Origin of the sequence: Methylocella sp., from assembly GCA_037200525.1 — a bacterium.
GTDB lineage: Bacteria > Pseudomonadota > Alphaproteobacteria > Rhizobiales > Beijerinckiaceae > Methylocapsa.
In genome coordinates, this window is the sequence record JBBCGG010000001.1 from 652,523 (window position 1) to 678,601 (window position 26,079).

Consider the following 26,079-nt stretch of genomic DNA (forward strand, 5'->3'; position numbering starts at 1 on the left):
CCCTCTAGAGCATGATCCAAAAAGTCGCCGCCTTTTTGGGGTCATGCTTAGAGCTTCCAGCCTGAATGAATGGCGACAATGCCGCCGGAGAGTCGCGTAAAGGCGGCGCGATCGAACCCCGCCGCGGCGATTCTCGCACGGAAGCTGTCGGCGTCGGGGAACCGCGCGATCGATTCGACGAGGTAGCGGTAGGAGTCGCCCTCGCCGGTCACCCACTGGCCGAGGCGCGGAATGGCGTGAAACGAATAGGCCTCATACGCCCGATCGAGCAGGGGCACGTCGACATTGGAGAATTCGAGGCAGAGAAATTGGCCGCCCCGTTTCAGTACGCGCCACGCTTCGGACAGCGCCTTGTCGATCCGCGGAACGTTGCGAATGCCGAAAGCGATCGTATAGGCGTCAAATGTATTATCCGCGAAGGGCAGATCCTCCGCATTCGCCTGGATGAATTCGAGTTTGGCTTCGAAGTTGCGTTTGGCGGCGCGCTCGCGCCCAACGTCCAGCATATCGCCATTGATGTCGAGCACTGCGATTTCGGTTTGGCGCGAGCCCGCCTTGGCGACGCGAAACGCGACGTCGCCCGTGCCTCCGGCCACATCGAGGTGGCGGAATCGAGCGTTTCGCGAGGGCTTGACCTTGCTGACGAAAATGTCTTTCCAGACCCGGTGAAGGCCAACCGACATCAAATCGTTCATCAGATCGTAGCGCGAAGCCACCTTATGGAAAACGGCGTCGACCCGCGCCTGCTTGTCTTTCAACGGCACGCGGGAAAAACCGAAATGGCTCTCTTCGGACATGGATTATTAGGCTCGATCCGGCTCGGCGATTGATTCTAGCTTCTTCGGAGGGACCATAGCCCCTGACGAGGGCGATGGCTATGCGGGGAGCCTCTCCGGTTCGTCATCATCGCGACAATCATTCCCGCAACGAGGGCAGGCAAGAATGTCATTCTCGCCTTATGGTTGCTGATGTTGGAATCGCACGGATAGGTTGCGTTGACGCCAGGGCTATTCGTCGTTCTCGCTGGTCAGATCCTCCACGGCGATCGCCGCGCCGCCCTCGCCCACGGGTCCGCCTCTGCAAATGACGCCAACGCGGCCCTTTTCGTTGAAGAACTCGATCCCAGCGGCTTCGAGGGTGCGGCGCAATCTATCGACGGAGGCCTGATCCGGCGCCCGCCGACCCGCCTCAATCTGGCTGATTGTTTCCTGTGAGACGCCTGACATTTCAGCGGCCTGGGGAACCGTAATCCCAAGCGCGACCAAAGCCATTTTCAGCTGAACAGCATTCATTTTTGAAATCCAAAGGAAATTTGCAACCCGATTTCCGCGTCCTATTGGGATAACAGCCGATGTTTGGGTTGGATACCTAAAACATGGCTAGTCTACTCCCCGAACCGCGCCGCTCCCTGCGGGCGCGGCAACGCGGCTCACGTCAATCGTTGAGAATGGCGGGCAGCATAGGCATGGCGCCTGCGATGACCGACTGGACCGGGGCCGGGCGCCCGAGTTTGTAACAGAAGGGCGTCGGCGCGAGTGCGGCGGGGTCGGTCTCTGGAATTTCACTCACATGAGCCGCCGCAAGAATGATTTGCGGCGGCTTGTCTTCCGCAGGCTTTGCTTGCGTCGGCACAGCCGCCTTTGCGATTAGGGAAGGACACCCGCCAGGCCGGGCGCAGCGCCCGCGAGCCGGGGTGATGACCTCCTCGACGCCTGCGAAAGCCAGCGCTTCCGGACGGCTGACCTCGCCGAGATGGGCTCCCTTGCTCAAGAGAGCCGCGAAGATCGCATTCTGGCCGCCGTCCGCATAAACGGTCCGCACGGCGGCGCTTCCCTCGGCGATGAGCGCCGCAATGCGCGCCTTTTCTTGCAGGCGATGCGCGCTCGCCAACGCTTCGTTGGAGGGATCTTGGGACGGCGCGAACGCATAGCGGCCGGCGGTAACGTTCACGACAAGCTCTTCGCCGGTGGCCTCGAAGCGATCAGAGCCTTCCTTCAACTGCCGCCAGAACTCGATATTCGGATCGGAGCGGTATTTCGCCATGTTTTGCGCCGTCATCCGAAAGGGAAAAGCCTGAAACTGGAACGCTGGCTGCCCGCCCTTCAAGGCCTCGCGCGCGATGGCGAAAATCTCGCCAATGCCCTTGTCGGTCATGGCGAAACATCCCGCCGATGAGCAAATCCCATGCACCATCACGTCGGAGCCGGTGTAGCCATGCGCTCTGTCGTAGGCGTTTGGATATCCGGTGTCGAAGGACAGATAATAATGGGAGTAGGGGTTCATCTGTTTCGGGCCGACCGAATAGAATCCCTCCGGGGTCTGGCGATCGCCCTGCTTTGTTTTTGGCCCGAGCGCCCCAGACCAGCGGCAAATGGGAAAGGTTTTCAGAAGGACAAAGCGCCCGCTTTTGGCCTGTTTCCACACTTCGATTTCCGATTCCTTTTTATAGGATCGAATCAGAACCGGCGCTGATGGCGAGGTGTCCCGCGCGGCCATCAAAGCGAGCGTCGCCGCTGGAATGGGCAGCTCTCCCTTGGTCGCTGCTGCGACCGGGCTCTGCGCAATAAGCAAGACGACCAGTGCGGCCGCCGCGCGAAAAAATGCGCCTCGTAACCAGAAATCCATTCCGCCTCTCGGGGCTGAAGCTTGACGAGAGCTTATGCTCCCGCAACTTTGCGGCGGCAATAGGAGAGATGTCTGTTGGGAATAGAGGTTTGTGGTTAACTCGATATTAACGGCCAAGCTCGGAGAACTAAGGCCAAGTCCACGCTTAAAAATGGAGATGCAATTGGCTCGATTGATCGAGGAAAATCAGGCTTCCGTGGAAGTTCTCTGCGTCTACGCGGATATCAAGGCTACCCGCCAGACCGACTGGATCAATAATTTCTGGAAGGCGCTGGCGCGTCATCCTTCAACTTTGAAGCGCATGTGGGAGAACATCAAGCAGGTCATGGCCCCTGGAGCCTTGGACCCGCTGACTAAGGAATTGATCTATGTCGCGGTCAGCGTCACCAATAATTGCAATTATTGCATTGCGTCTCATACGGCGGCGGCTCGCGCCAAGGGCATGAGCGACGAACAATTGGCCGAACTGCTCGCCGTCGTCGGGCTGGCCAACGACACCAATCGTTTGGCGATCGGCTATAATGTCCCGGTGGACGAGAAATTCCTCGCTGGCGAATAAAGCGGAGGCGCCTGAGCCACCCCAATACGGACAAATGGGCCACGCTGCGTCGGGTTGCGCCCGTGATCGCTTCAATTTGAATTGCCCGCGCCTGGCCTTGCCATCGGCGGCGGAAAAGGACATTCCACCTGTCAGGGATGTTTTGGCCTGAGGGATGACGCTGTTGGACCGTCATCGCTTTGGCGCCGCCCTTTAAGGCATTGGTTCGCGCTGGAGATAATTATGTTTCGCTTTGGGACAGGCTTCATCGTTGGAGTTGGCATTGCGATTTTTACGGCCTCGGCGGCCAATGCGAAAACATATCAGTTTCGCGTCAGCTGCGCGGACGAAACTTATATCGCTCAATGGGACGGCTCGGACTTCGACAAAGACCGCTTTCGCATCGCGACCGGCGATACGAATCTCGACTGTTCGATCTATGACTACGATGCGAGGACCGACGGAAACCTGCCTCGGCGCTGGTGCGGCGATCCGGGCGGCATCATTCGAGGATTTCCGCCGGCCTTGATTTTATCCGGCTTGTCTCATTGCCGGTAAATGCGACGCCCGCAAACCCGCGCCCGGGCCCATCGTTGGAACGAGGACGACCGCACAAGGGACGAATGCCCGCACTCTCAGACTCATTCAAAGCCTCACGCGGCCTTGCGAACCAGTTGTAACGCGAAATCGATAAAGGCTCGCACCTTCGCTGGCGGATGATGCCGCGAAGGATGCAATGCATAGAGCGGGAATGTTTCGCCGGGCCAGTCCGGAAACAGCTCGACCACGCGACCTTGGTCGAGCAAATCCTCCATGCCGAGCGTTAGAATCTGAGCGATGCCTGCGCCCGCGACGCATTCGCCGATCATGGTGTCTACGTCGCTCAGGGTCAGTTGGCCCGCGATCTTTATCTTCAGCACCTTGCGGCCTTGGTGGAACTCCCACTCGAAGGGCTGTCCGGTTTGGGAGTCGCGGAACTGGATGCAGGCGTGGCCGGCGAGGTCCGTCGGGTGCTTCGGTCGGCCATGTCGTTCGAGGTAGGAGGGCGCCGCAAGGGTCAGGACTCGGGCGTCGATCAACTTCCGTGCAAGAAGGGACGACGCCTTCGGTTCGCCGAAGCGCATGGCGAGGTCGATGCCGTCGGCCACCAGATCGCCGACATGGTCGCGAGTGATGAGTTCGAGCGTGAGTTCCGGATAGCGGCCGATAAACTTCCCGAGATGACCAGCGAGAACGAGCCGGGAAAAGAAGGAGTCAACGTCTACGCGCAGACGGCCTCGCACAATGCTCGAGGACCCTGACGCAGCCGTCGCCGCCTCCTCGATGCCTGTCAGAAGGGGCCCCACCTGTTCGTAGAACCGGCGCCCCTCGTCAGTCAACGTCACCGATCTCGTCGTTCTGTCAAGCAGCCGCACGCCGACGCGCGCTTCGAGGCGCGCAACCGCGCGGCTAACGCCGGACGCGGAAATCCCGAGCGTCTCGGCCCCGCGGACGAAGCTGCCGCCTTCGACGACAGCGGCCAAAACGGTGACGCCAGCTAGGCCGTGGTGACGAATTCGGCGTTTGAGGGATTCTCGCGAGGATCTTTCCATGATTCAAGGCTGATTTTTGGAGATCAGCCTTGATGATTCGGGATGTCGATGCGCTGCGAGACGATCAATGGGAGCGGCTTTGTGATCTTGTGCCAGGCGGAAGAGCCGGCCAGCGCGGGCCGCGCTGCGACAATCGACGCTTCGTCGACGCGCTGTTATGGATGGCCCGCTCGGGCGGCCGCTGGCGCGATCTGCCCGAACGCTTCGGCGACCATCAGGCGGTGAAACGCCGCTACTATCGCTGGATCGAGCGCGGCGCCTTGGACGGATTTCTTGAGGCATTCACCGCCGAGGCCGATCTCGAATGGCTGATGATCGACTCAACAATCGTGCGCGCCCATCAGCACGCGGCCGGCGCAAGGATCGCCAAAGGGGGGCGGATGCCCAAGGCCTGGGCCGCTCTCGCGGTGGTTTGAGCACCAAAATCCACGCCGCGACAGACGCACTCGGCAACCCCGTTCGGCTCCTTCTCGGACCTGGGCAGCGCAACGACATCACAAAAGCGCACGCCCTGATCGAAGGCTTTGCGGCCGATGCGATCATCGCCGATAAAGGTTATGACGCCAATCACTTGCGCAAGGCTGTTCTTATGCGTGAGGCTGAGCCGGTGATCCCATCAAAATCCAATCGCCGCGCGCCGCTCCCCTACGACAAGGCGCTCTACAAGGAGCGCAATCTCGTCGAGCGTTTCTTCAATAAACTGAAGCAGTTCCGGCGCGTCGCAACCCGATACGACAAGCTCCTCGCAAACTACCGAGGCTTCGTATTGCTCGCCGCTATTGCTATCATGCTCAGGTAATTCGTCACTACTGCCTAGCAACCGGCCGTCGAACGACATATGCGCTCCTGATTTTTAGTCAGGAAAGATGTGACAGAAACGCGCTTAAGTCAAAGCCACGCCGGTGCGATAACCGAGCCTCCATTCAAGCGCGATCGTAAATCCGCGATCGTAAATCAGGGAGAAGCGATATGTTCGCCATCACAGGAATTTCCGGGAAGGTCGGGGGAATCGTCGCGCGAACGCTGCTGGCCGCCAAACTGCCTGTCCGCGCCGTAGTGCGCGACGCCAAAAAAGGGATTGAATGGGCGGAACGCGGCTGCGAAGTCGCAATCGCTGACGCCGCCGATGAGGCGGCGCTGACGGACGCATTCAAAGACGCGGAGGGCGTGTTTGTCCTCTTGCCGCCAATTTTCGATCCGGAGCCCGGCTTTCCCGAGGCGCGCGCGGTGAGCGCCGCGGTTCGCTCGGCGCTCGAGGCCGCGCGTCCATCCAAGATCGTTTGTCTATCTACGATCGGGGCGCGCACAAACCGGCCAAACCTTCTCAACCAACTCGGCATCCTGGAGGAGGCGCTGGGCGCGCTGCCGATGCCGGTCGCCTTCTTGCGCCCCGCGTGGTTCATGGAGAACTCAAGTTGGGACGTCGCGCCCGCGCGCGACGCGGGGGTCCTCCAAAGTTTCCTGCAACCGCTCGACAGACTGGTCCCGATGGTGGCCACGGCGGACGTTGGCCGCGTAGCGGCTGAGATGCTTCAAGAGACGTGGAGCGGCCGGCGGATCGTCGAGCTCGAAGGGCCGCGGCGGGTAAGCCCAAACGAGATCGCCGCAGCTTTCTCACTGCTTTTTGGGCGCCCGGTTCGTACGGAAGCCGTTCCGCGCGACAGTTGGGCGGCTCTCTTTACGTCCCAAGGCATGAAGAACCCGACGCCGCGAATGCAGATGCTGGATGGATTCAATGAAGGCTGGATCGAATTCAATGGAGTCCCGGTTAAGGGCAAGGTCGAACTCGAGATGGCGTTGAAGGATCTCGTCGAGAAGGCCGCATAGCGACATCGCCAGGCCTTGCGCGGCCTGGCTTATCCGTATCCGTCAAATGATGGCCAGGGTCCCTACCCTGGCCGTTTCTCGATTAATTGGCCGGGGTGAGCGTCGCGAACTGGCCGTGCGTGCCAGCGTCGATGCCCATTGTGATGAACAAGGTGCGCGGATCCGAGACGGCCCCGCCGCCGAACCTCAGCTCCCAAAGGCCGGGAGCGCCGATTGGTTGGCCACCTTGGTTGAGCAGCGGCTGGAAGGCGCCTTCCGCATTGAACGCATTGATTCCGCCGTCGCCGAAATTGCCAACGATGATGTCGCCGCTGGCGCCGCCGAAGCCGGTGGTCGGGGCGAGAACGACGCCCCACGGAGCGTTAAGCGGCTTGCCGGCGGCGAAGCGCTGCAAGAGGTTTCCGTTGGTGTCGAAAACGTCGACGAAGCCCTTCTGCAGTGATGAAGGTTTTCGTGGCATTCTGCTTGGCGTAGGTTACGAAGAGATTGCCCTCGATCGTGTGCATGCCGAAAGGCGTGAAGCCAGCGGGGATCTGCGGATCGGAGAAAGTGCCCGTCAGCTCGGCGTTGGCCGGCTGAAAGGTTGAATTGAATACATCGATCTTGCCGGTGTGGACGTTTGCGGCGTAGATGAAGGCGCCCTTCGTGGTCTCGCCAAGCGCGAGAGAAGTATAGACAGCGCCTGTCTTCGAGTTGTCGACGGCGGTGACGGCGACGGTTGGATTGACCGGCAGATTCGGAGCCCAGGCCGCGATGGAGCCCTGCCGGGTCGCGAACATGAAGAGCGAGGTCAGCTGCGTGCCGGGGACCAAGAAGTCGGGGGTCGGATTCCAGAGCAAGCCAGAAGGTTGCGACTTCGCGCTGGGGGTGATGGGATTGGGGATGGTGAAGGTTTTTTGCACCTTGGTCCCATTGCCGTCATAAAGGGTGGCGACGCCAGAACCGCTATCGTTGATCCAGAACGCGCCGTCCGGCTGGAAGGCCATGCCCCAGGGGTCTACCAGGGTAGGATCGAGGGTGATGCCGCTGCCCTTGGTGTCCGAGACAAGGTTCGTCTTCTTGTACAGGAGCGGTGGCGCGCTGCTGGCAGTCTGCGCAAGCGCAGCGCCAGTCAGCAATAAGGCAGGAGCTGAATTTTCGAATTCATATTCTTCCTCGTTTTTGGGTCGAGCTGTTTGGTCAATGTCATGGATCGGTTCGCTTTGAACCGTCCTCTCTTCGACGAGGAAACGATGCCAGCGTCTTGTTGCAGCGCAATTTCCGTTACGCGCAAATGTGTTACAATACTAACATGAGCTGGAGTGTGCGCCGCCGCGCTGCAGATTTGACGGCGCTGATGATCCTGCTGTTTTTGGGCAATTGGCGTCTGACTCTTATCATTCTCGCGACGATCCCTCTCGCGATCATCACTGCTGGTTTAGTGTTGTATCTCGGCGGCGAGACATTGAACGCCATGACCCTCGGCGGCTTTGCGCTCGCCATCGGCATCCTGGTCGACAACGGCGTCGTCGTCATCGAGAACATCGAGCGTCTCGTGAAGGAAGGCGATCCGCTAATGCAGGCGATCGTCACCGGCTGCGGCGAAGTTGCAATTGCGACGACGCTTTCAACGATATCCATATGCATTGTGTTCGTGCCGGTGTTTTTGCTCCAGGGCACGGCGAAATATCTGTTTTCGCCTTTGTCCCTCTCCTCTTGCGTCGGCGTCCTGACATCCATGAGGCTGAGCGCCGCCTTGCGGCAGCCACGGCCCGCATAGGCGTCGCGACCGCCGATCTCTACCCGCGTGTGACGATCAGCGGCATCCTTTGAGCGCAAGGCGGCCCGCGTTCATCCTCGGCCGTCCCTACTACGCTAATCGGAGCGGCGGCCCCTCTATTTATTGGGCCGGTGCTCGCTCCGTCGAATAGAGGCGTTGATAGCGGAGACAGCAGCCGATGAGCTGATCTTTTTGACGCTCATTTATGAGCAGGATGCCCGACGACGTCCTTTCGAGATTGTCGCGGACGCTCGCGACAGAATTGCGGCCTAAGTATAGCATGTGGCGTAAACGCTCTAAAACGAGATTAGGCTCGTTGGTTATTTCAGATATCCGTTGGCGCGCAAACATTCGATCAGGTTTTTTCGACGAGAGAAGTCACCGAAAGACGATCGGCAGCCGCAGCTTTTTCGAGAGTTTCTTCGACGGAGTGCGAAATACGGAGACCAAGACGTCGGCCGTCACCCTATCTTTACGGGTTGCGGCGCGAGAAGGACACCGCGTAGGCGCCGTCGCGCACCTCGATGTTTGGATCGTCTGACTGTTCGATTCCGTCGAGGAGTGAACCAGGCAGGAACAGGAGCCGCTTTTGCGCCGCCAAGCTGTCTGGGACGATCTTGTCGATGCTCAGAACTCCGAGATCCACGACTTTACGGTCATCTGGCCAGGGCAACGTCGGGTCTTTTGTTTGATCTCCGGGCTGCGCCAACAGAGCTCTAACGTGGAAGGTTATGGGACCTTTCGAGAGACGGGCGGGCAATTCTTCGAACAGGAAATCGGGTGACTTCTTGGCCGCGTCGGCGGCGTCGAGATGCACAACTTTTTCCGGCGTGATCCGGTAGCGCACCGCCTGCTTCTCGCCCGCCTTGTTGACGAAAACGAAAGCGTTGATGCCGTTATATTGTTCGTCGGCAAAGCTATCGGGGCGCCCCAACGTCGCCATCGCCGCTGACATTCTGGGATGAGTAGCTCTAAACTGTTCGAGCTTCGTTGGCTCCGGCGAGCCGTCTGGGCTTTCGTATATCGCCGTCAGCATGTCGCGAAAATCCGCTCCGTTTGCGACCGGAAAGAATCTGAATGCGTTGGTCACCATATCGCTCTCACCGCCATCCGGCAGATGATATTTGATCGATAATCCGTGCGCCTGCGGCTCTCCATCAGGAAGGGTCGGAATGCCTGTATCGCCAGAGAATCGTACCGTCACAGGAATCTTAGCGCCATTGAAGATGACCGCCTTGCTCAATGCCGCCGCTGCGGGCGAAGCCGTGAAGCTTCCTTCGAGCACAACGCCTTTGGCGTGATTCGCGCGAAATCCGGGGTGGACGCCCCATGTTTTGTTCATGGCGTCCACGATCTGCGTCGAGAGGTCGGCGTCGTCCGCCATGACGGGAGCACGGCCGCCGAACATCGTTAAGATCGCCAAAGCGATTATAAATTTAGCCTTCACCATATGGATTCCCTGAAATTCCAAGCTAGGGACGGGTTGATCTCCGCGGATTCCGCCCGCGCGCCAATGTCCTTTCGGTGAAAGGATGGACGAATCAGATTGTCGGCCGATTTCAGAAAGGCTACGGCTGTAGCAGGCCCAGTGTGAAGAGGCCTTCCATCCGTCTTAGGTTCGGCGCTATTCCCCACTATGATGAAAGCCGGATCAGCCGCAGGTCCGACGAGCGGATCGACCAAGTGACGCCTCGGCCGCCGAGCGGCCGTTCGGTGCAGGCTCAACGATCGAGATCCGGCAGGGTAAACTGCGCTGCTATCTGCCCGAAGCAAGCGCGGGTTCCTTTTCAAAAGCCAGCGACGGTGTCGCCAACTGCGTCTCCAAGTTCGGATCACGCCAATAGGCCTGACGAGATTAGCGCAGAAGCTTCCTCCCGCATTGCGAGTCGCCTGATCGCAAGCGTATCGCGGACAAAGGAGAGGCGCTCTTCGGGGCGCCTCTTTCATTTATTGGCTAAGCAGACTGTCCAACACGAATGGCTTGCAGCGGCAGCAGGGCGCCAGCGTCCACGGGCGACGCGCGCCGCAGAAGACGCGGCAACGGACCTTCAGGATTATTCGGATTTGTCAGCGCGTATTGGTAGGCGATATTCAGCGAATGATTATTGTAAATAGTGTCGTATTGTGCGGTAAAATCAATCGGCGTGCCGATATGCTTGTAAAGATAAGTGCTCAAGTCGGACGGCCACACGGACACCGGCAGCGGGGTTGCCGGCACGATATCCTCCGTGTTCACCACGCGGAACGTCGGCACGCCGCTTGTATTCATCTTGAAGGCAAATTGCGGATCGCCGACACGGGGACTCGCGAAATTGTAATGCAGCTTGGGCAGTAGCGGCGGGGAGTTCCTCAGCACGTCGGGGATGGCCAGGCTGGACAGCGCGCAGCCCAGGCTGTGGCCGGTGAAGACGAGGCGGCTAACACTCCGTAGGGCCTTCACCGCATCGAGCACCTGCTGCCGCAGGAGGGTATAAATGTTCGCGAAGCCGTCATGGACGCGACCGTGGTCAGGCGCGAAGGCGTAATCGGTCTGATAGAACCGTGAATTCATATATCCGTCCCACGCGCTCGTCGTGCCGCGGAAAGCCAGAAAAGCATCGACATCGACCAACGTGGCGCAGGCGAGCGCGTCGTCGCGCGAAAAGCCATTGGGAAAATACATTGGAGGGCTGGCGCGCGGGGGCGTTACCGATTCAGCGGTCGTCATCTAAAATACTCTTCAAAAAAAGGTTGGGGGGACTGCGGAACGCACAGGCACGATGGGGTGCGGGACAATGTCGTCCCATTCAGCTCCATGCGGCGTGTACGATAGCTCAACGCAAGCGCGGAGCGGCGGTAGACCGAGTTCAACTTTCGTTGAAGCGTTGCGGTGGTTACTGACGGTGGCGACGATGGGCTCTAGGGAGGGATTGAAACATTGGCTCGAGCCAATCGAGGATGTTGGCCGCCAAGCGGAATTACCGTTGCTCCAATCGTGTCATCCAGAACGGCCCTGAGCTATGACGATGGTGAATTTGTCCGAGGGCGTCGACATGCCGGCCGCTTCTACCTACACACCAGATGACCAACCCAAATGAACATCCGCCGCATGAAGATCCTAGCCAACTACCTCCGGGCAAACAGTCTCGTCCAAAAGCATTTCGATATGCGGTATTTCATCTCGCTGACGAAGCGCGCCGGCGAAAACCTTGCATCGGTGATCGGGCGGCTTAACAACGCTTACCAGATGGTCGCAACCGGCTGGTCCCACCAGGGTTTGGGGTGCCCTCATTCTCTTGAACAAGGTCGGTCATCCAGTCCTGCTGCTGGTCATTGACCTTGTTGGCCGCCGAGCAATCGACGTGACCGTAACCTTCGGGCTTGTTTCTGACGTTCTTTTCAGAGCGGTGGTCGGCGAAGGCCGACCCCGACGAGAGAAGGCCGACGCCAATGAGGGCGATGATGAGTATTTTCATAGGGTAATCTCCTTAGATCGACGCAGCGATCGATGTCGCCGGTAACATGAGCCGCGGCGTCATGCCCTCGCTGCGAAGGAGACTCTTGAAGGTTTGAAATTATTCCCGGCGGAGGTGATTGCGCCAAAGAATAGCATTCCGTTGCTCGCCCTTCATACAAGCATCTGTGACTTAACAGCCACAGCTCAGATTTAGCCCCAATTTGGAGCTGAACCACACGTTCGATTATGACCCGCTGGCATACGGAAGATGATGTCCTGATCGTTCGCGAGCAAAGGATGCTGAAGGGCCGAAGGAGCAACGGCGAGAACGAATACAGATCAACTACTCATGCATTCCAGCGCCGATTATACGTCTTCCATCATGCGAAGCGCGGTGAGCGTCGGAATGCTGTCGGGCAACCGCAGCTGCCCTATGCCCGTATAGTGGTTCGCATGGGGTATCGGGAATAAGGCGCCAGCGTGATGCGACCCCGCCCGATAGGCATGAAAGGCGCGGCTGTTGTGCACGAGCGCGGGCAATTCCGCCGTCCCATAGGCTATGGCCAGCCGCTTGTTGACGCTCGGCAGACGCAGCGGAGACAGAGTGGCGATTTCCCCATCCGTCAATTTGAGTTTTTCGTTGAGATAGGTGTCGCGGATCGGACCGAGCTCGTAAATCCCCGACACGGCATAGCCTCCCCTGACGATGGGATGATCCAAGGCAAGCGCGGCGAGCTGGCCGCCAGCTGACCAGCCCGAGAGAATGATTGGCCCCGCGAGACCATGCTCGCTGCCATGCGCGCCAAGCCAATCGAGCGCACTGCGGATCTCAGCGACGATTTGCGTCAGGGTCGCAGCCGGCGCCAATGTATAGCCCGGCATGGCGACCGACCAACCATGTGCCATTAAGCCTTCCGCGAAGCAGGAAAAATGTTCCCGATTGCGCGCTTGCCAATAGCCGCCATGAATGAACACCAGAACCGGCGCTTTGGGATTGTCGCTCGGAAACAGGTCCCATTTGGTACGATCGCCGGGCCCAAAGGCCAAATCGAGATGCCCCGGATGCTTGGCGCGAAAGGCTGCCGAATCCGCGATCCAACGATCGACGATCTGCGTACTGTCGCTGACCGCCGCGCCATTATTGTAAGCGTCGTCGCGCGCGGCGCGCGACATCGATCCCCAGCCTAACTTATCTTCGGCCTGCGCCTGAGCCTGCGCAAGATCAGGCGCTGTGAGCGCCGCGGCGGAGGCGGCTACAAATGCCCGGCGATGAATGGCGACCATGAACGACATCCTCAAATTGCATCCGGATAACAACCCCTAGCATGATCGCAATTCGGCGACGTGATCGCCATTCACATGAACGCGATCCTGTCCATCGCCATAATGACTGCCCACGAGGTTCCGGTGTTCTGCATCGATGCCCAAGGCTCCCCCAGGCGGCTCGGCCGGGCCTTTCTGCAAAAGCTCGATCGCTCCGACGACGAGCATATCGTTCGCGCCGCTTTCGATCGAGGCCGTTCCGTTAGTTGGCCCTGCTAGCGAGCGCTCATAGCTCAATTTGATTGGAACGGATAATAGCGAAGGCTGGTGAAAACTGAATTTTCCTCGGCCTTGGCTCCGCCGCCGAAGCCCTGGAAGGAAAATTTCTGGACATAGGCATATTGCAGACCGGCCCGGAATTGACCAAAGGGACCTGAATAGATGGTGTCCCAGAAACCGGCTGTGATGCTCCGAATCAGATGGGTGTTGCCGACGCAAGCGGTGCTGAGCACATTCGAGCATCCCGCGTTGGTGTACAGAGGATTGCCATCGCCGAAAGCGCTGACGGCGCCGGACGCGCTGATGCTGTTGGAGAAGCTCGCCTGCTGAATTTCTTCGCCCGCGTAGGTATAAATGTCCAAACCGGGCTGAGGACGCCAGATCAACCCGGCGAGCAAGGTCGTTTCCTGAATAGGCGAAAGCGAGCCGTTCGCATTGACGCTGACGTCGGGAAGCGATCCGGTGGCGTAGCGGCCGATGCCGCGCCCGTTCATGCCGGTGAATTGGAACTCGAGGTTTTGCGGAATGATGGGCACAAGTATGGTGCCGCCGTAGCTGCCGGCCGCGACATCCTGATTGCTGCCGTTGACCTGGTTATAAAAATCGCGGAACAGGCCGTAGGCCTCCACATGGATGTGACGATCGCCGAAAGTCGGATCCCAGGCGACCTTGCCGATGATATCCGGCATATGATTGAGCGATATCGAATTTCCCGAATTGAACAAGGACGAGCCGGGGGGCACGAAGGTGTTGACGAGGGTGCCGGGGAGAGCGGCTGTCGATCCGACCGTCGGCACGCCGCCGACAAATGGGCCGGCTTGCGCGCCGGGTCCGACGAAGGTGTTTGTTTGCGGGTTTTCCGCCGACACAGCGAACCACAAGGTTTTGTCGAAGTCCTTGACGACGCGGATCTGCGGCTGACGCGCCCAATTGAAGCCAGGCACGAACTGCGTGTCGATCGTCAGAGGCGTGTTCTCCGTGCGCGGCATGATGCCTCTCGTATTCGCCGTCAGCAACGACCAGTTCTGACCGGCGAGGACGTGAAAGCCGAAATCATCCTGATCCATCGTCAAATAGATGTTGCGAATGCGCGGCGTAAATGAATTGCTCTCGTTGCTATTGGCGGTTTGCGCCGCTCCGAGGAAATCAAGATCCATCCAGCCGGAGAGATGCGTCGTCGGATTGACATCGCCCTGCACGAGAAGCGAGACGCGGCTCGCGCGCGCGCTCATGCGGTACTCATTGGCGTTGCCGGTGCGCACATTGTTGTAAGGAATGTTTGCGAACGGCGTCGTGATGTCCGCGCCAATGTTGCGGCTGCGGAAAACGCTTTCCGCTGCGAGGAAGCCGCCGGGCGTAATGGTGACGCCATTGATGTAGATGCTCGGGGCGCCCGGCACCGGGCGGCCTTGGATTGACGCCTCCTCCGCCGAATAGCCGCCGGGCGGCAGCGGAGTTCCGCCGAGCGGGGCAATTCCCACTCCCTGGAGACCCCCGTATGGAGAGCCCGGCGTCGGACGCCCTTGTATCGATGCTTGCTCCGCCGGAAATCCTTGCGGCCGCACCGCTACATTGTGGATCTGAACCTGGGTTTCCTTCTGCTTGCGAGCCTGGTCGTTGACCTTCTCTTCAAGCTTCTTCAGCTGAGCCTTGATCAAGCGAATTTCTTCGGCGGCGTCATCTGCGCGCGCAGCGCCCTGGAAGGCCACAAGCGCACCCAAGGTCAAGGCCGCCACGGCCCGATTGCGGTCTCGTCGTTTCATAATTTGCCCTCCAGCCGCCGAAAGTCCCAAACGCGACTTTGCGCTCGTTCAGAAGATGTCGATTGGCCCTGCCCAATAATGCGTCTAACGCGCCAATTGTCTACTTAGTCTATAAAGATATATAAGCAATTGAACATACTAAACTTTCGCCGATTTGAGCTTCGGCGCGGCATTTAACAGAGCTGCAAAGAAAGCGAATTCGAAATTATGTAACTTATTTGTCACGCCAGACTTCAGATCCGCATGACAGCGGTAAGTAAGGCAGATTATTTTATCGCGCCTTCGCCGACGCCCGTTCAACGAAGAGGCTGATCAGCGATCGCAGCCCGACGTCCTTGACAGCGGCTTCGGCCTCTGAGGGCTGGAACCAGCGCAGCGTCCGCTGCTGGCTCTCTGGCCAGCACTTCATTTGTCGCTTGACGTTCAAGGCATAGACCTCGACCTCACACAGGATATCTGGCTCGCTCTCAAGGGTTTTCTGAAAGCGAAAGGAGCCGATGGGTTTTTCCCGTACCACGCCACGCACGCCAGCCTCTTCCATCGCCTCCCGCGCAGCCGACTCCGCTGGTCCGAGGCCTTTAATTGGGCGACCCTTTGGAATGATCCAGCGCTGACTCTGCCGAGTCGTGATAAGGAGAATTTCGATGCCGCCAGTCGAAGTAACCCTGTAAGGCAAAACGCCATATTGAAGCGCTTGCGGGGAAAGGTGCACAGAAGCCTGTTTTTGCGTGCTCTTCGGTCCTTTGAGTTGAACTTTCCTCAAGCGGGGCGCCTCGATTTAATCCTACCCTCGAAGAGGAACAAGTCTGCTCCAGCCTTGACGCCACCGGCCCAAATAGGAGCGAATGGAGCGGTTGAGCAGAGCGTTTTGGCCATGCTGCCTGACCTTCACTCTACGCGATTCGACTGGACAACAAATTGCCGTTCCGCTCGAGAACGGGATAAGCGGCCGCGGCCACAATATGGCTGTTGATGAGCTTCATATCGCGCAAAAGGTCGAGATAGAGGGCGCTCGTCTCGACGGCTTCGACGCGTCCGTCGCGCATTTGCCGGAAATGGAAATCCGTCGCAGCCGCCTCAGCATCGCGGAACGTCGCCTTTTCCTCTGCGAGAAGGCGAGCGGCGCGGGGGTCTTCAGTCAGCAGCAAAGCGGCGGCCGCACGCAAATTCGAAATCAGCCGGTCCATGAGGGTCCGCAACCGTTCTCGGCTGTCGTTCGAAAAGGTGAGACCTCGTTTCAATCTTTTTGACGCATGCGGCAGCAGGCTTTTGTCGACCACGTCCCCTGCATGCTCCATGTTCGTGCAGAAGGTCAAAATCTCTCTGAGGCGGCGGTGGTCCGTTTCTCCGAGCTCGTCCGGATCGAGGGATGTCAGATAAGCTTTTATCGCCGTGTTGAGGTTGTCGAGCACGTCGTCGAGACGTTTCATGTCGGCGATCTGCTTGCGGTCGCCCTGCACCAGCGCGTCGAGTGCGCCGAGCAGCATCGTTTCCAACGCGTCGACGAGGCGTAGGGCCTCGCGCGCGGCGGACCCGAGCGCCACGATAGGCGTCTCCCGCGCTGATGGATCAAGATAAAGCGGCCGCGAGGGGTCGGCCGGACTGATGCGCGGGGGCAGGATTTTGCGAAGGAGCGCGGCGTAAGGCTTAAGAAACGGAAAGAACGCCGCCGCCAAAACGAGATTGAAGAGCGTATGAAAATCCGCGACGGCGCGGGCGTTATCTGGTTCGATCGTCACCAGGAAGCGTCCGATCGGCGAGAGGAAGGCTAGCGCCAGAATGACGCCGACCGTTCGGTTGAGGAAATTACCGAGCGGTAATCGTCGCCCTGCCGGATCGTTTCCAGATGGACCTTCGAGCATCGGATTAATGGCGCTGCCAAGGTTGGCGCCAAGGACGAGCGCGAATGCCGCCTCAGGAGGCACAACGCCTTTGCTCGCAAATGACATTATCAGAAGAACCACCGCAACGCTCGAGTGCGCCGCGAAGGTGACGCCCGCGGCGAGCACGACGGCGAGCAAGGGAGATGTCGAGACGGAGCCGAGCAGAAGCCGCAAACTCGGCGCATCTTCATAAGGCGTCACGAGTTCGAGCAATTGATGCAGCGCCAGGAGCATAAGCCCGAAACCGATGAAGACCCGACTTAAATCATGCGTCGTTGGACCGGCGTCGCGGCGAAACATCAGAACGCCAACGAGGATAAGCGCCGGGGAAAACATCGAGACGTTGAACGATAGGAGCTGAACAACGACCGTCGTGCCCACATTCGCGCCGAGCATCACCGCCAGAGCGGGAATAAGATCGAAAAAGCCGCCGGCAACGAAGCTCGCGACCATGATGCCTGTAGCGGTGCTGCTCTGAATTACCGCAGTGACGCCCATTCCCGCAAAGAATGCCCGCAAACGATTCTTCAGGGCGTTGCCAAGGATCGCGCGCAGCCTAGAACCGAACGCCCGCTGGATGCCGGTTTGCACCATATGCGCGCCCCAAAGCAGCAGCGCTATAGCTCCAGCGAGATCGACAAGGGTGGTTGGAAAATCCATTCTTGGATCGCCCCTTTGGTTGACTTCCGGCGCTCCGATTTCGTCCTTCAACTCTACGAAAACAAGTTAGCGGCCACGGGGGCAGGGCGGCTCATTGATCGCAAACGTAACACAGCCCAACCGAGGATCAAAAAAGGTGTTGGGCCGCTACGGCGGGCTCACGGACATTGGCGCGCCCGCGAACGCGGACTCCGGGGCAACGGAGAGACCGCGAAATCTCCCAAAAGCGATGAGGCTTCCCGCTGGCGCGACGAGTCGCGCGGACATAGTTATCGGGAGGCGTCAAAAGCTCATCAGCCTCGCTATCGGGTCGCAGCGCTCGACCGCCGGAGTAAACATGTAGCCAATCCCGCGCTCGGTCCGGATAACCTGAGGGGCGCGGGGATCGATCTCAAGCTTGCGCCGCAGCCGACGCACCTGGACATCGATACTACGATCGAAGAGATCCTCATGCACGCGGGTTGCCTGAATAAGGTAATCGCGGGAGAGCGGTTGTTGGGGCGTTTCGAGGAACGCCGTCAGCAAGGCATACTCGACCTTTGTCAGCGCCACTGGGTCTCCGTCCGGGTCGGTCAGTCGACGCTCCTGCCGATCAAGTTGCCAGCCGCAGAACTGGCAGCAGCCCCGCTCCTCGGCCCGCTGAGATGTGGCGTGCCCCCCTTCCCGTCGCCGCAAGACGGCCCGGATCCTCGCCAACAATTCTCGAAGGCCGAAAGGCTTGGTGAGATAGTCATCAGCGCCAAGCTCCAATCCGACCACCCGGTCAACTTCATCGGATCGATAGCCGGTGACGATGATCACGGGGACATCCGAGTGCGATCGGATCTCAGACAGCAGATCGAGCCCATCTTCTTGGTCGAGCCGCAGATCGAGGATCACTAGACTGGGCTCGTCTCCCGCGAAGTGACGATTCATGTCTCGTCGACCTGCCGCCCAAACAGCACGCATGCCGTTCATTTCCAGATAGGTGATGACCATGTGCCGCATCGCACTGTCATCGTCGACGACGAGGATCCGGCCCGGCTGGCCGCTTTGGGCGTTTATGTCTCTTCCTTGGAAAGCCCTCGCTGACCGACTTGCGGACTTGGTTCCCCCCAGAGGCCATGCCGTTCGCCAGGTCACCCGCCTGGATTCTCGGCAGCGCATAACTTTGTGGTGTCTGGTTAGAAATGAAACTATATAACATAGCCGTAAGCATGACAATAATGTAAAAGCGCTGCGCTGGGTCGTGCCGGGGTTAGGATCGTCGCTCGAGCGGCCCAATGCGTGCGAGGTATTGAGCTAGTTGCCTAAAATAGACAATGAAATCAGCATTCAAGGCGGCTCTGACTCCGTCAATCTTGGTTCGAATCCAAGCCACCCAGCCAATAATTTTCAATGGCTTAAGCGGTCGCGCCAAAGCTCGATAAATCCGGGGCTGCCACCTGACTACCGCGCGGTAAAGGCGCATCGGAACGATCGCTCTCGCTGGGCGCCGGCGCCAACAATCCGCGTGCTTATGACCGCTCCATCTCAGTCGCGTCGTCCTTCATCCGGTCCGCCGCGTGACTGAATGAATAGGTCCTCGGGGGTGCATCTTCCACAATCAGAAAAGGCGGAGTGGGCCCGAAATTTCAAGTCTGTCGCGTGTCCTCCACATCTCCACGCGCGCCTTACCTTTCAAAATCGCGCCGGCTCAGATTTGTCATCTAGCCTCGACATTCCGCAGCTCCAATATTTGGCCGACTCCCTTGGGAGATCGCCGCGAACCGCCGCCGCGTCCCGGAAGGACCATAGGGCGACCGCGGTTTCCCACTGTTCAGGTGCGCCGGATTGTCTGGCCGCATATCCGAGCGATCGGCATTGGTGTGACTGTTGAGCGCGTTCGAGAGGCTAGAGGTTAGGATTTGGCGCTTCCCAGCAACTCACGCAACGCGGCGTCAATGAAGAGCCTATCGTCATCATTCCAGACTGTCATGTGCCCCCAGATGGACGGGATCGGACGGCAAATGGCGTTCGGCATGTGGCTCACTTCGTTAAAATTGTCGACGGGCGGAAAATAGCGATCATGCTCCCCCGGCATGACGATGGCGCGCGCCTTGATTGCCCCGAGCGCCCTTTCCAGATTGCCGCCGTACTCGGCGACTTGGCTGATGTCGCCTTCAAACCACGTCCGCAGCAAGGCCAGCAGATCATTGGCGTCCTGATGCTGGAAGGCGGGCTCCCAAAAGCGCTCCACGAAGCTTTCGCTGCTGTCGGCGCCAAATTGCCGGAAAGCCTCTGTGCGAAAGAATGGTTCCGAAAAGCCCCATCCAGCGTAGATCGCCGCAAAGGCCTTCAATCCGCGAAGCGGAGGGCGACGGTAGAAGCCATCATCAAAGGCGGGGTCGAGTTCCATAGCGCGCCGCAAAGCGATCAAGAAAACCTTATTGTAATTGCCGGTGCGCGCGGAACAGCAGAGCGGCGCGATAGCCTCCATCATGTCAGGATATTGTGAACCCCACTGATAAGCTTGGCAGCCGCCCATGGACCAGCCAGCAACCAGCTTCAGACGTTCGACGCCGAGCGCCTCGGTCAGCAGCATGTGTTGGAGCCGGACATTGTCATGCAATGTGATGCGCGGGAAACGTGTCGCCTCAAACGGCGCAGGCGTATTGCTGGGCGAGGAAGACAAGCCATTGCTCAGAAGGTTAGTTAAGACGATGAAGTGCCGGTTGGGATCAATCGCTCGGCCCTCGCCGACGAGACACAAAGCTGACTCGCTATGCGTACCCGCATACCAGGATGGAATCAGCACGACGTTGTCCCCCTTGGGCGAGAGCGCGCCAAGCGTTGAATATGCTAGGCGCGCGACAGGCAACTGGCCGCCCGCCTGAAGCGCGAAATTGCTTGCCTCGAAAATCTGATAGTCACTCATCGTTGTTCGATTTCCCTCGTTATTCCGACAGGCCTCGTCTTGTGGATGAGCCCCCAAGTCTGACGCCTCAACGTCGATATGCGACGTAGTTAAAGTCGGTTGGCGCCGGGACGCTTAACACTGTCTGGCGTCAGCGCCCATGAGACACATTTTAGCGGGATGACGCCATCCTTCCGCCCTCGGAAAGAGCCGCCATCAGGATCTCCGAAAGAGAAAGCTCGATCGCAGGGACCGGCGGCGCCGATTGCGACATGCCAACGAAGCCGCCCTTGGACACCACGCAGCGCGTCACGCCAAGCCGCTACACGTTGTCGCATCAATCTGAATCACCAGCTCTGGACAGGGTTCGCCTATGAAGACAGACCCACCGTGAAAGCATAGTCATTGTGCATTTGGCGACAGTAGCAGCAGAAGCTGCATGCCGAAGTCTATTTTATGAGCGGATCGGCGATATCGGCGCCATCATCTAAGTCACCGTATTGTTTTGGCCAAACTATTCAGGCTTAGAAGCAACCGCTTGCTTGCGGATTCCTCTGCACTTAACCTCTTGCGATCCTATCAGACCAATGGAGGCCGCATGAGCACATCTACCGCGCCGGGAGAATCAATGCATGAAGGCGCTCTCGCAGAAGAATTTGAGCATGAGCCGGTCCCGCTATCGCGCCGGCACTCTCTAAAATCCGTTGCGGCTGTCTGGTTCGGATTTCCAATGGTCCTGACGCAGGCCGTCTTCGGCGGAATCATTACGTTCAACCTCGGGTTCGTACAAGGCTCGATTGCAATCCTCGTTGGCAATCTCGTCCTCTGTCTCTATGTCGGCGGGTTGAGCTATATCGCTGGAACGACCGGCCTCAACTTCGCTATGCAAGGAAAGAAGACGTTCGGCGATAAAGGATATGTCGTCGCATGTGGCCTTCTGTCTACGGTTGTTGTCGGTTGGTATGCGTTCCAGACTGGATTGACTGGCGCGACGATACACACCGCTTTTGGCTGGAATGCAGCTGGGGTAATTGTGTTAGCGACGATCCTCTATACGGCGACAACCTTTCTCGGCATTCGGGCTTTGTCGATCGTTGGCATGATTGCGGCGCCGCTTTTCGTCATTATGGGTTTGATCGCGCTGGGCTTCGCTGCTGAGAAGCAGGGGCTTGATAGCATCTGGGCCTACGCCGGCGGCGCGCATGCAATGACATTCGGCGGGGCCGTCAGCTTGGTCATCGCGGGCTTTGTAGATGCGGGCACAATGACGGCGGATTTCACCCGATGGTCGCGTAATGGGCGCGAGGCGGTTTGGGCGTCTTTTTCCGCTTTTCCAGTCGCCAATTCGATCGCATTTATTTTCGGCGGCGTGATCGTCGCAGCGGGAGGCGCTATCAACCCCGCGGAGAACGGCGGCGACTTCATGCCTCTTCTAACCGGGCATGGACCGCTGCTCTCAGCGCTCGCGCTGCTCTTTGTCTTCGTCAATCTGGGCTCGGTCTGCGCCCACTGCCTTTATAATGGGGCGGTTGGCTACAGCCATTTGCTTGGCAGCAAGATGCGGCTTCTTACGCTCGTCTTGGGTTTGTTGGGCGGCCTCGCCGCCGTAGCAGGCATATGGAGTCTCTTCCCCTACTGGCTCAGCCTTCTGGGCATTTTCGTGCCGCCGATCGGCGCCGTAGTCATCATGGATCAATTGGTGCTCGGGAATGCGGCGCGGGCGCGGGCGTCGGCGAATTTCCATCCCAAGGCTTTTGTCGCGTGGGCGCTGGGCTCGATCGTCGCTATCGTGGTCCATATATGGGCGCCACAATATGGCGAGGCGCTGGTCGGTCTGATCGTGGGCGCCGCCGCCTATGCGGCGCTTGGGATGGGTCAGGTGGCGCGGCCCGCCTTCGATGCGTCGGTATAGAATTCGATCCCCTGCATGCACGTCCGGCCCGCGTTGGACGTGCATGCAATCTATATTTGGCGAAACGCCGGCCCTGCGTGTCATCAGCCAATTCTTGCACGCTCGTTTTGGGCCGCGCGCGGCCTAGTTGATCATAGATTTCTATGCGGGGGTCGGCCTTCGTTGAGAATGTGGTCCGCGGCGCAGCGCGCATGAGACCGGGTTATAGGCTTTAACGGACTTGGGTTGAGTGTGCTCGACCAGCATGCGGCGCGCGTTCGCGGCCGCCTGATTGAGCGAGCACCAGAGCCACAGCCGATCATGTTGCGTTGTATCCGGCGGTAGTTCTGCATCCGGTGGGGCGAAGAGATCGACGATGCGGCCGATGGCGGCCCAGACACGATCGACAGTTCGCCCGGCGGACTTGCGCAGATGAGCCTTCAGCTTCGAGACGGCGTTCTCGATCGGGTTGAAGTCCGGGCTACAGAGTGACAATTAAAGAAGGCTGGCGCCGACCGCCTTGATCATCTCGGGCGCCAGTGATCCCCCTTATGGCTCGACAGATTATCCATGATGACGATGGCGCTGGGTTTAAGTTCGAGAGCCAGAACCTTCTCGACGTAGGTCTCCAGAGCGTCGCGGTTGATCGCCCGTCAAGCACTCACGCCGCGATCACTCCCGCCGGTGGTGAGGCCAGCGACGAAGGTGGTGGTTTCCAAATTCCCTGGGATACGCCGACGCGCGCGTTCGCCACGTCGGCAGCGGCCGTATCGGCGCGCCATGTCGGTTGACGCCCAGGTCTCATCGATGAAGACAAGGCGTTCCGGGTCGAGATCGAGCTGGCCGTCGAACTAGGCCTGCTTACGCTTTAGAACGTCGGGCGATTCTCCTCGCTGGCGTGCGCGGTCTTCTTTTGATCGCATTGACGAGCGAAAAAGCAACGGATCGTTACGTAGCCGACGGCGAGTTCCTTGTCCGTCAGCGTCTAGCGCAACTCCTCAATCGTGATATCCGGCGTCGTTCGGCCAGATCGCCGATCTCCACCAAGCGCCTTTGGACGCGCGTCGCCTTGCTCCCGCGGGAGTCTTCGCGAGCGGCTGACGCTCGAAGTGCCGACCCCGGATCGCTCGCCGGATCCGAGATCAAAAAAAAGGGACTTCGATATGCCTGCCGGCCTCCAATTCCGGCAGACAGTTTGAATCACCTCAAGCCCGATTTGGGAATCCCCCGCGATTTCATCCAGTTCGACTAACGCTCTAGGCCGCCAGCAATTCGCGCAAAGCGGAATCCAGCGTCTTTATATCGGCTGGGCTCGTCCCTGGGCCGCCGGCAAAATGTCCCCAAATCGAATCGACGATGCGGAGTTCGGCGTTCGGCATGTGCGCCACTTCGAAGGCGTTGTCCTCGGGCGGGAAATAGAGGTCGGTCTTCGCTGGCATCACGATCGCCTTCGCCTTGATGGCCGCGAGGGCTTTAGGGAAATCGCCGTTGAAGATCTCATTGTTGCTGATGTCGCCGTTCTGCCAGGTCCATAGCATGGTGAGTAGATTATTGGCGTCGCGAGGCAGGAAAATTCCTTCCCAGAATCCGACTAGGAAATCCTCCAAAGAGGCATAGCCTATCGCTTTGAGGTCGAGTTTCTCGCGATAGAAGGCCTGTGAGAACCCCCAGCCGGCATAGACGCGCGCCATCGCGCGCAAGCCCTTGGTGGGCGGCGAGGAGTACCAGCCGTCCTTAAATGCGGCATCCGCCGTCAAAGCCGCCTTGACCCCCTCGAGAAAGACGAAGTTGTGACGCGAGCATTTGGCCGATCCTTGGAAGGGAAGGATGCGCTTCACCATATCGGGATACATCGCGCCCCAATGATAGGTCTGCAAAGCGCCCATCGACCAACCGGTCACCAGTTCCAGGCTTTCTATGCCGAATTTTTCGGTCACGAGGCGATATTGCTGCCGGACGTTGTCGTAGGCGGTGACATCGGGAAAGCGAGCCTGATTGTAGGGCGGCGGGGTATTGCTAGCCGAAGTAGATAGGCCGTTGCCCAGCATATTGGGGACGATGATGAAATATTTACGGGGATCGAGAGCCATCCCTTCACCGATCAGCCATTCGTTCTCGTAATGCTGACCCGAATACCAAGTCGGGTAGACGATGGCGTTGTCTTTCTTGGCGTTCAGCGCGCCATATGTCTTATAGGCAAGCTTGGCACTGCGAAGCGTCTTCTTGCATTGCAGGACAATATCGCCAAGCTCGAAGAGTTCATAATCTGTCATCTCACCCTCTGGAACATGTCCGAAGCATCATCAACATATGGGTACTGTCAAGCTTCTACATACGTCATGTGACGTATTGCGCGTGGAGCATTCGTAGGGAGCAGAGGGTTGAGAAAGCCGAGGCCGCCGTGGCCGCACCGCGTCCGGCGATAGCGGGGATGTTCGCCGCAATGACGCTAGCTGTTTCCCGTGGATTGATGGAGTGGATTGAGTGTGAATCGTTGTGGTTCGGATGTCCAGATTTTGCAGATGTATTCGTAAGGCCTGAGGCCTTTGAGGGTCTCCAGCCTTCGGGCAAAATTATAAGCTTTGACGAAATCTTCAAGGTGTTGACGGAACTGTTGATGGCTCTCGTAATAGAAGCGCTGGCCGGTCGCTTCCTTGATGGTCCGGTTCATTCTCTCGACCTGACCTCCGCTGGCTTCTCCAACGAGCCTCGCTCGCCGGAGCCTCAAGCCAGCTCCGCCGTTCGTCCAGGGGTGCTTCGGTTTGGTCAGCCGATGGTCGATATCGTTCCTTGCACAGGCGAGTTCGAAGGCATGGGCGCGGAAGCTCTCCTCTTGTGAAGGCCTCCTTGATCTCAGCGACAGTCAAGCCGCCGCCGCCCGGTACGGTGAAATGGATGCCGTTGTCGGTGAGAACCGTATGGCTCTTATAGGGCGCCGCCGCGATGAGATGGCGGAGGAAGTCGGCGGCAACCTTAGAGGTTGCTTTCTCATACAGCTCGACGAAGGCGAATTTCGACGTGTGGTCGATGGCGACGAAGAGATGGAGCTTGCCTTGTTCTGTCCGTACTTCAGCGATGTCGATATGGAAAAAGCCGATCGGATAGGTCTTGAACTTCTTCTTCGCGGGCTTATCGCCTTCGACATCGGGCAATCGGCTGACGCCATGACGCTGCAGGCGGCGGCGTAGAGACGACAGCGTCAGATGCGGGAGTGTTGGCTGCAGAGCGTAGAGGCAATCGTCGAGCGGCGGCAGCGCATGCCGCCGGAAGGCGACGATGATCGCCTCGTCCTCGATTGCAAGCACTGTGGACTTTGGCTCTTTCGGACCAGTCGGACGATCGGCGACCGTCTCGCGCTTCTTCCATTTGGCGACGGTCTTTGATTGGTCCCGTAGCGCCGGGCAAGCGCTCTCAGACTCTCTTGACTATGCTGTATCGCTCGACGGACCGCCTCCGTCGTTGTGGCGCTGCCGTGCAGAACTTGTCCCATAGCGCATCCCTTGATGCCTTCGATAACAATGCACCATCAAAGCCTGGGATCAAACAGGCAGTCCGACGATCGAGAACTACGTTCGTTTGCGCCGAAGGTATCTCGCCTCAGGTCCAGCGAAAAATCATCCGCGCCTGGAATGCTTGCGTCGCCGATCTCCCGGTGTGGCCAACGCACAACTGCGTCGCGCCATTTGTC

21 protein-coding genes and 4 pseudogenes are annotated in these 26,079 nt (G+C 58.9%); 7 read left to right on the top strand and 18 right to left on the bottom strand.

The genetic code is table 11. The annotated features are described in order from the left end of the window. Window positions 1-47: 47 nt before the first annotated feature. From ubiE to WDN46_03035, 3 genes are all read right to left on the bottom strand, one after another. Window positions 48-797, bottom strand: coding sequence for a bifunctional demethylmenaquinone methyltransferase/2-methoxy-6-polyprenyl-1,4-benzoquinol methylase UbiE (gene ubiE / locus WDN46_03025; protein MEJ0092424.1), 750 nt, complete (start codon window positions 795-797; stop codon window positions 48-50). A gap of 210 nt (window positions 798-1,007) precedes the next feature. After that, window positions 1,008-1,292: a helix-turn-helix transcriptional regulator gene (locus WDN46_03030; GenBank protein ID MEJ0092425.1), complete on the bottom strand. Its 285-nt coding sequence runs from the start codon at window positions 1,290-1,292 to the stop codon at window positions 1,008-1,010. Between the two features lie 142 nt (window positions 1,293-1,434). After that, window positions 1,435-2,625 carry a murein L,D-transpeptidase family protein gene (locus tag WDN46_03035; protein MEJ0092426.1) on the bottom strand — a complete coding sequence of 397 codons (1,191 nt, stop codon included), beginning with the start codon at window positions 2,623-2,625 and terminating at the stop codon, window positions 1,435-1,437. Window positions 2,626-2,782: 157 nt separating this feature from the next. Here WDN46_03035 and WDN46_03040 point away from each other — a divergent pair, with 157 nt between their 5' ends. Continuing rightward, the gene (locus WDN46_03040; protein ID MEJ0092427.1) at window positions 2,783-3,184 is read left to right on the top strand and encodes a carboxymuconolactone decarboxylase family protein; all 402 of its coding nucleotides are present in this window, start codon (window positions 2,783-2,785) and stop codon (window positions 3,182-3,184) included. Between the two features lie 222 nt (window positions 3,185-3,406). Continuing rightward, window positions 3,407-3,721, top strand: coding sequence for a hypothetical protein (locus WDN46_03045; GenBank protein MEJ0092428.1), 315 nt, complete (start codon window positions 3,407-3,409; stop codon window positions 3,719-3,721). 95 nt (window positions 3,722-3,816) lie between these two features. Here the strand turns inward: WDN46_03045 and WDN46_03050 are convergent, their stop codons facing one another. Next, window positions 3,817-4,755 (bottom strand): LysR family transcriptional regulator, encoded by a 939-nt coding sequence (locus tag WDN46_03050; GenBank protein MEJ0092429.1) that lies wholly within the window; start codon window positions 4,753-4,755, stop codon window positions 3,817-3,819. A gap of 32 nt (window positions 4,756-4,787) precedes the next feature. Here WDN46_03050 and WDN46_03055 point away from each other — a divergent pair. Then, window positions 4,788-5,554 (top strand): annotated as a pseudogene (locus tag WDN46_03055) (IS5 family transposase). A gap of 170 nt (window positions 5,555-5,724) precedes the next feature. Next, window positions 5,725-6,582: an NmrA family NAD(P)-binding protein gene (locus tag WDN46_03060; protein MEJ0092430.1), complete on the top strand. Its 858-nt coding sequence runs from the start codon at window positions 5,725-5,727 to the stop codon at window positions 6,580-6,582. A gap of 82 nt (window positions 6,583-6,664) precedes the next feature. Here WDN46_03060 and WDN46_03065 read toward each other — a convergent pair whose 3' ends face one another. Beyond that, window positions 6,665-6,976: a hypothetical protein gene (locus WDN46_03065; protein ID MEJ0092431.1), complete on the bottom strand. Its 312-nt coding sequence runs from the start codon at window positions 6,974-6,976 to the stop codon at window positions 6,665-6,667. Further along, window positions 6,945-7,700 (bottom strand): TIGR03118 family protein, encoded by a 756-nt coding sequence (locus WDN46_03070; GenBank protein MEJ0092432.1) that lies wholly within the window; start codon window positions 7,698-7,700, stop codon window positions 6,945-6,947. The genes WDN46_03065 and WDN46_03070 overlap by 32 nt, the downstream gene beginning before the upstream one ends. Before the next feature lie 218 nt (window positions 7,701-7,918). Between WDN46_03070 and WDN46_03075 the strand changes: the two are divergent. Then, window positions 7,919-8,251 (top strand): annotated as a pseudogene (locus WDN46_03075) (efflux RND transporter permease subunit). 562 nt (window positions 8,252-8,813) lie between these two features. On the opposite strand, the gene WDN46_03080 reads toward WDN46_03075, so the two are convergent. From WDN46_03080 to WDN46_03095, 4 genes are all read right to left on the bottom strand, one after another. Next, window positions 8,814-9,749: a catalase family peroxidase gene (locus WDN46_03080; protein ID MEJ0092433.1), complete on the bottom strand. Its 936-nt coding sequence runs from the start codon at window positions 9,747-9,749 to the stop codon at window positions 8,814-8,816. A 546-nt stretch (window positions 9,750-10,295) separates the two neighbouring features. Continuing rightward, a complete protein-coding gene (locus WDN46_03085) occupies window positions 10,296-11,003 on the bottom strand; it encodes a lipase family protein (GenBank protein ID MEJ0092434.1) in 708 nt (235 codons plus the stop codon). A gap of 547 nt (window positions 11,004-11,550) precedes the next feature. Further along, window positions 11,551-11,796, bottom strand: a complete 246-nt coding sequence (locus WDN46_03090) for a hypothetical protein (protein ID MEJ0092435.1) — start codon at window positions 11,794-11,796, stop codon at window positions 11,551-11,553. Between the two features lie 347 nt (window positions 11,797-12,143). Then, the gene (locus WDN46_03095; protein MEJ0092436.1) at window positions 12,144-13,061 is read right to left on the bottom strand and encodes an alpha/beta hydrolase; all 918 of its coding nucleotides are present in this window, start codon (window positions 13,059-13,061) and stop codon (window positions 12,144-12,146) included. Window positions 13,062-13,121: 60 nt separating this feature from the next. Here WDN46_03095 and WDN46_03100 point away from each other — a divergent pair, with 60 nt between their 5' ends. After that, window positions 13,122-13,319, top strand: a complete 198-nt coding sequence (locus tag WDN46_03100; GenBank protein ID MEJ0092437.1) for a hypothetical protein — start codon at window positions 13,122-13,124, stop codon at window positions 13,317-13,319. 14 nt (window positions 13,320-13,333) lie between these two features. Here WDN46_03100 and WDN46_03105 read toward each other — a convergent pair whose 3' ends face one another. The 5 genes from WDN46_03105 to WDN46_03125 form a co-directional block, all read right to left on the bottom strand. Further along, complete coding sequence (locus WDN46_03105) at window positions 13,334-15,082, bottom strand: hypothetical protein (GenBank protein MEJ0092438.1); 1,749 nt, start codon at window positions 15,080-15,082, stop codon at window positions 13,334-13,336. Between the two features lie 271 nt (window positions 15,083-15,353). Further along, window positions 15,354-15,794, bottom strand: a complete 441-nt coding sequence (locus WDN46_03110) for an NUDIX hydrolase (GenBank protein MEJ0092439.1) — start codon at window positions 15,792-15,794, stop codon at window positions 15,354-15,356. A 181-nt stretch (window positions 15,795-15,975) separates the two neighbouring features. After that, entirely contained in the window at window positions 15,976-17,625 is a 1,650-nt protein-coding gene (locus WDN46_03115) for a Na/Pi cotransporter family protein (protein ID MEJ0092440.1), read from the bottom strand. 282 nt (window positions 17,626-17,907) lie between these two features. Beyond that, window positions 17,908-18,669, bottom strand: a complete 762-nt coding sequence (locus WDN46_03120) for a response regulator (GenBank protein ID MEJ0092441.1) — start codon at window positions 18,667-18,669, stop codon at window positions 17,908-17,910. A gap of 835 nt (window positions 18,670-19,504) precedes the next feature. After that, window positions 19,505-20,521 carry an alpha/beta fold hydrolase gene (locus tag WDN46_03125; GenBank protein ID MEJ0092442.1) on the bottom strand — a complete coding sequence of 339 codons (1,017 nt, stop codon included), beginning with the start codon at window positions 20,519-20,521 and terminating at the stop codon, window positions 19,505-19,507. 577 nt (window positions 20,522-21,098) lie between these two features. On the opposite strand from WDN46_03125, the gene WDN46_03130 reads away from it, so the two are divergent. Next, window positions 21,099-22,412 (top strand): cytosine permease, encoded by a 1,314-nt coding sequence (locus WDN46_03130; GenBank protein ID MEJ0092443.1) that lies wholly within the window; start codon window positions 21,099-21,101, stop codon window positions 22,410-22,412. A gap of 330 nt (window positions 22,413-22,742) precedes the next feature. Here the strand turns inward: WDN46_03130 and WDN46_03135 are convergent. The 3 genes and pseudogenes from WDN46_03135 to WDN46_03145 all read right to left on the bottom strand — a co-directional run bounded on the left by WDN46_03135 (window position 22,743) and on the right by WDN46_03145 (window position 25,881). Continuing rightward, window positions 22,743-23,520 (bottom strand): annotated as a pseudogene (locus tag WDN46_03135) (IS630 family transposase). 127 nt (window positions 23,521-23,647) lie between these two features. Continuing rightward, window positions 23,648-24,664 (bottom strand): alpha/beta fold hydrolase, encoded by a 1,017-nt coding sequence (locus WDN46_03140; protein ID MEJ0092444.1) that lies wholly within the window; start codon window positions 24,662-24,664, stop codon window positions 23,648-23,650. A gap of 176 nt (window positions 24,665-24,840) precedes the next feature. After that, window positions 24,841-25,881, bottom strand: a pseudogene (locus tag WDN46_03145) (IS481 family transposase). Between the last annotated feature and the right edge of the window lie 198 nt (window positions 25,882-26,079).

Coding starts and splice junctions, on each gene's coding strand:
- WDN46_03090 (MEJ0092435.1), bottom strand. CDS start 11,796: ATGAAAATACTCATCATCGCCCTCATTGGCGTCGGCCTTCTCTCGTCG.
- WDN46_03140 (MEJ0092444.1), bottom strand. CDS start 24,664: ATGACAGATTATGAACTCTTCGAGCTTGGCGATATTGTCCTGCAATGC.
- WDN46_03060 (MEJ0092430.1), top strand. CDS start 5,725: ATGTTCGCCATCACAGGAATTTCCGGGAAGGTCGGGGGAATCGTCGCG.
- WDN46_03125 (MEJ0092442.1), bottom strand. CDS start 20,521: ATGAGTGACTATCAGATTTTCGAGGCAAGCAATTTCGCGCTTCAGGCG.
- WDN46_03105 (MEJ0092438.1), bottom strand. CDS start 15,082: ATGAAACGACGAGACCGCAATCGGGCCGTGGCGGCCTTGACCTTGGGT.
- WDN46_03035 (MEJ0092426.1), bottom strand. CDS start 2,625: ATGGATTTCTGGTTACGAGGCGCATTTTTTCGCGCGGCGGCCGCACTG.
- WDN46_03030 (MEJ0092425.1), bottom strand. CDS start 1,292: ATGAATGCTGTTCAGCTGAAAATGGCTTTGGTCGCGCTTGGGATTACG.
- WDN46_03115 (MEJ0092440.1), bottom strand. CDS start 17,625: ATGGATTTTCCAACCACCCTTGTCGATCTCGCTGGAGCTATAGCGCTG.
- ubiE (MEJ0092424.1), bottom strand. CDS start 797: ATGTCCGAAGAGAGCCATTTCGGTTTTTCCCGCGTGCCGTTGAAAGAC.
- WDN46_03085 (MEJ0092434.1), bottom strand. CDS start 11,003: ATGTATTTTCCCAATGGCTTTTCGCGCGACGACGCGCTCGCCTGCGCC.
- WDN46_03080 (MEJ0092433.1), bottom strand. CDS start 9,749: ATGTTCGGCGGCCGTGCTCCCGTCATGGCGGACGACGCCGACCTCTCG.
- WDN46_03050 (MEJ0092429.1), bottom strand. CDS start 4,755: ATGGAAAGATCCTCGCGAGAATCCCTCAAACGCCGAATTCGTCACCAC.
- WDN46_03130 (MEJ0092443.1), top strand. CDS start 21,099: ATGAGCACATCTACCGCGCCGGGAGAATCAATGCATGAAGGCGCTCTC.
- WDN46_03040 (MEJ0092427.1), top strand. CDS start 2,783: ATGCAATTGGCTCGATTGATCGAGGAAAATCAGGCTTCCGTGGAAGTT.
- WDN46_03045 (MEJ0092428.1), top strand. CDS start 3,407: ATGTTTCGCTTTGGGACAGGCTTCATCGTTGGAGTTGGCATTGCGATT.
- WDN46_03095 (MEJ0092436.1), bottom strand. CDS start 13,061: ATGGTCGCCATTCATCGCCGGGCATTTGTAGCCGCCTCCGCCGCGGCG.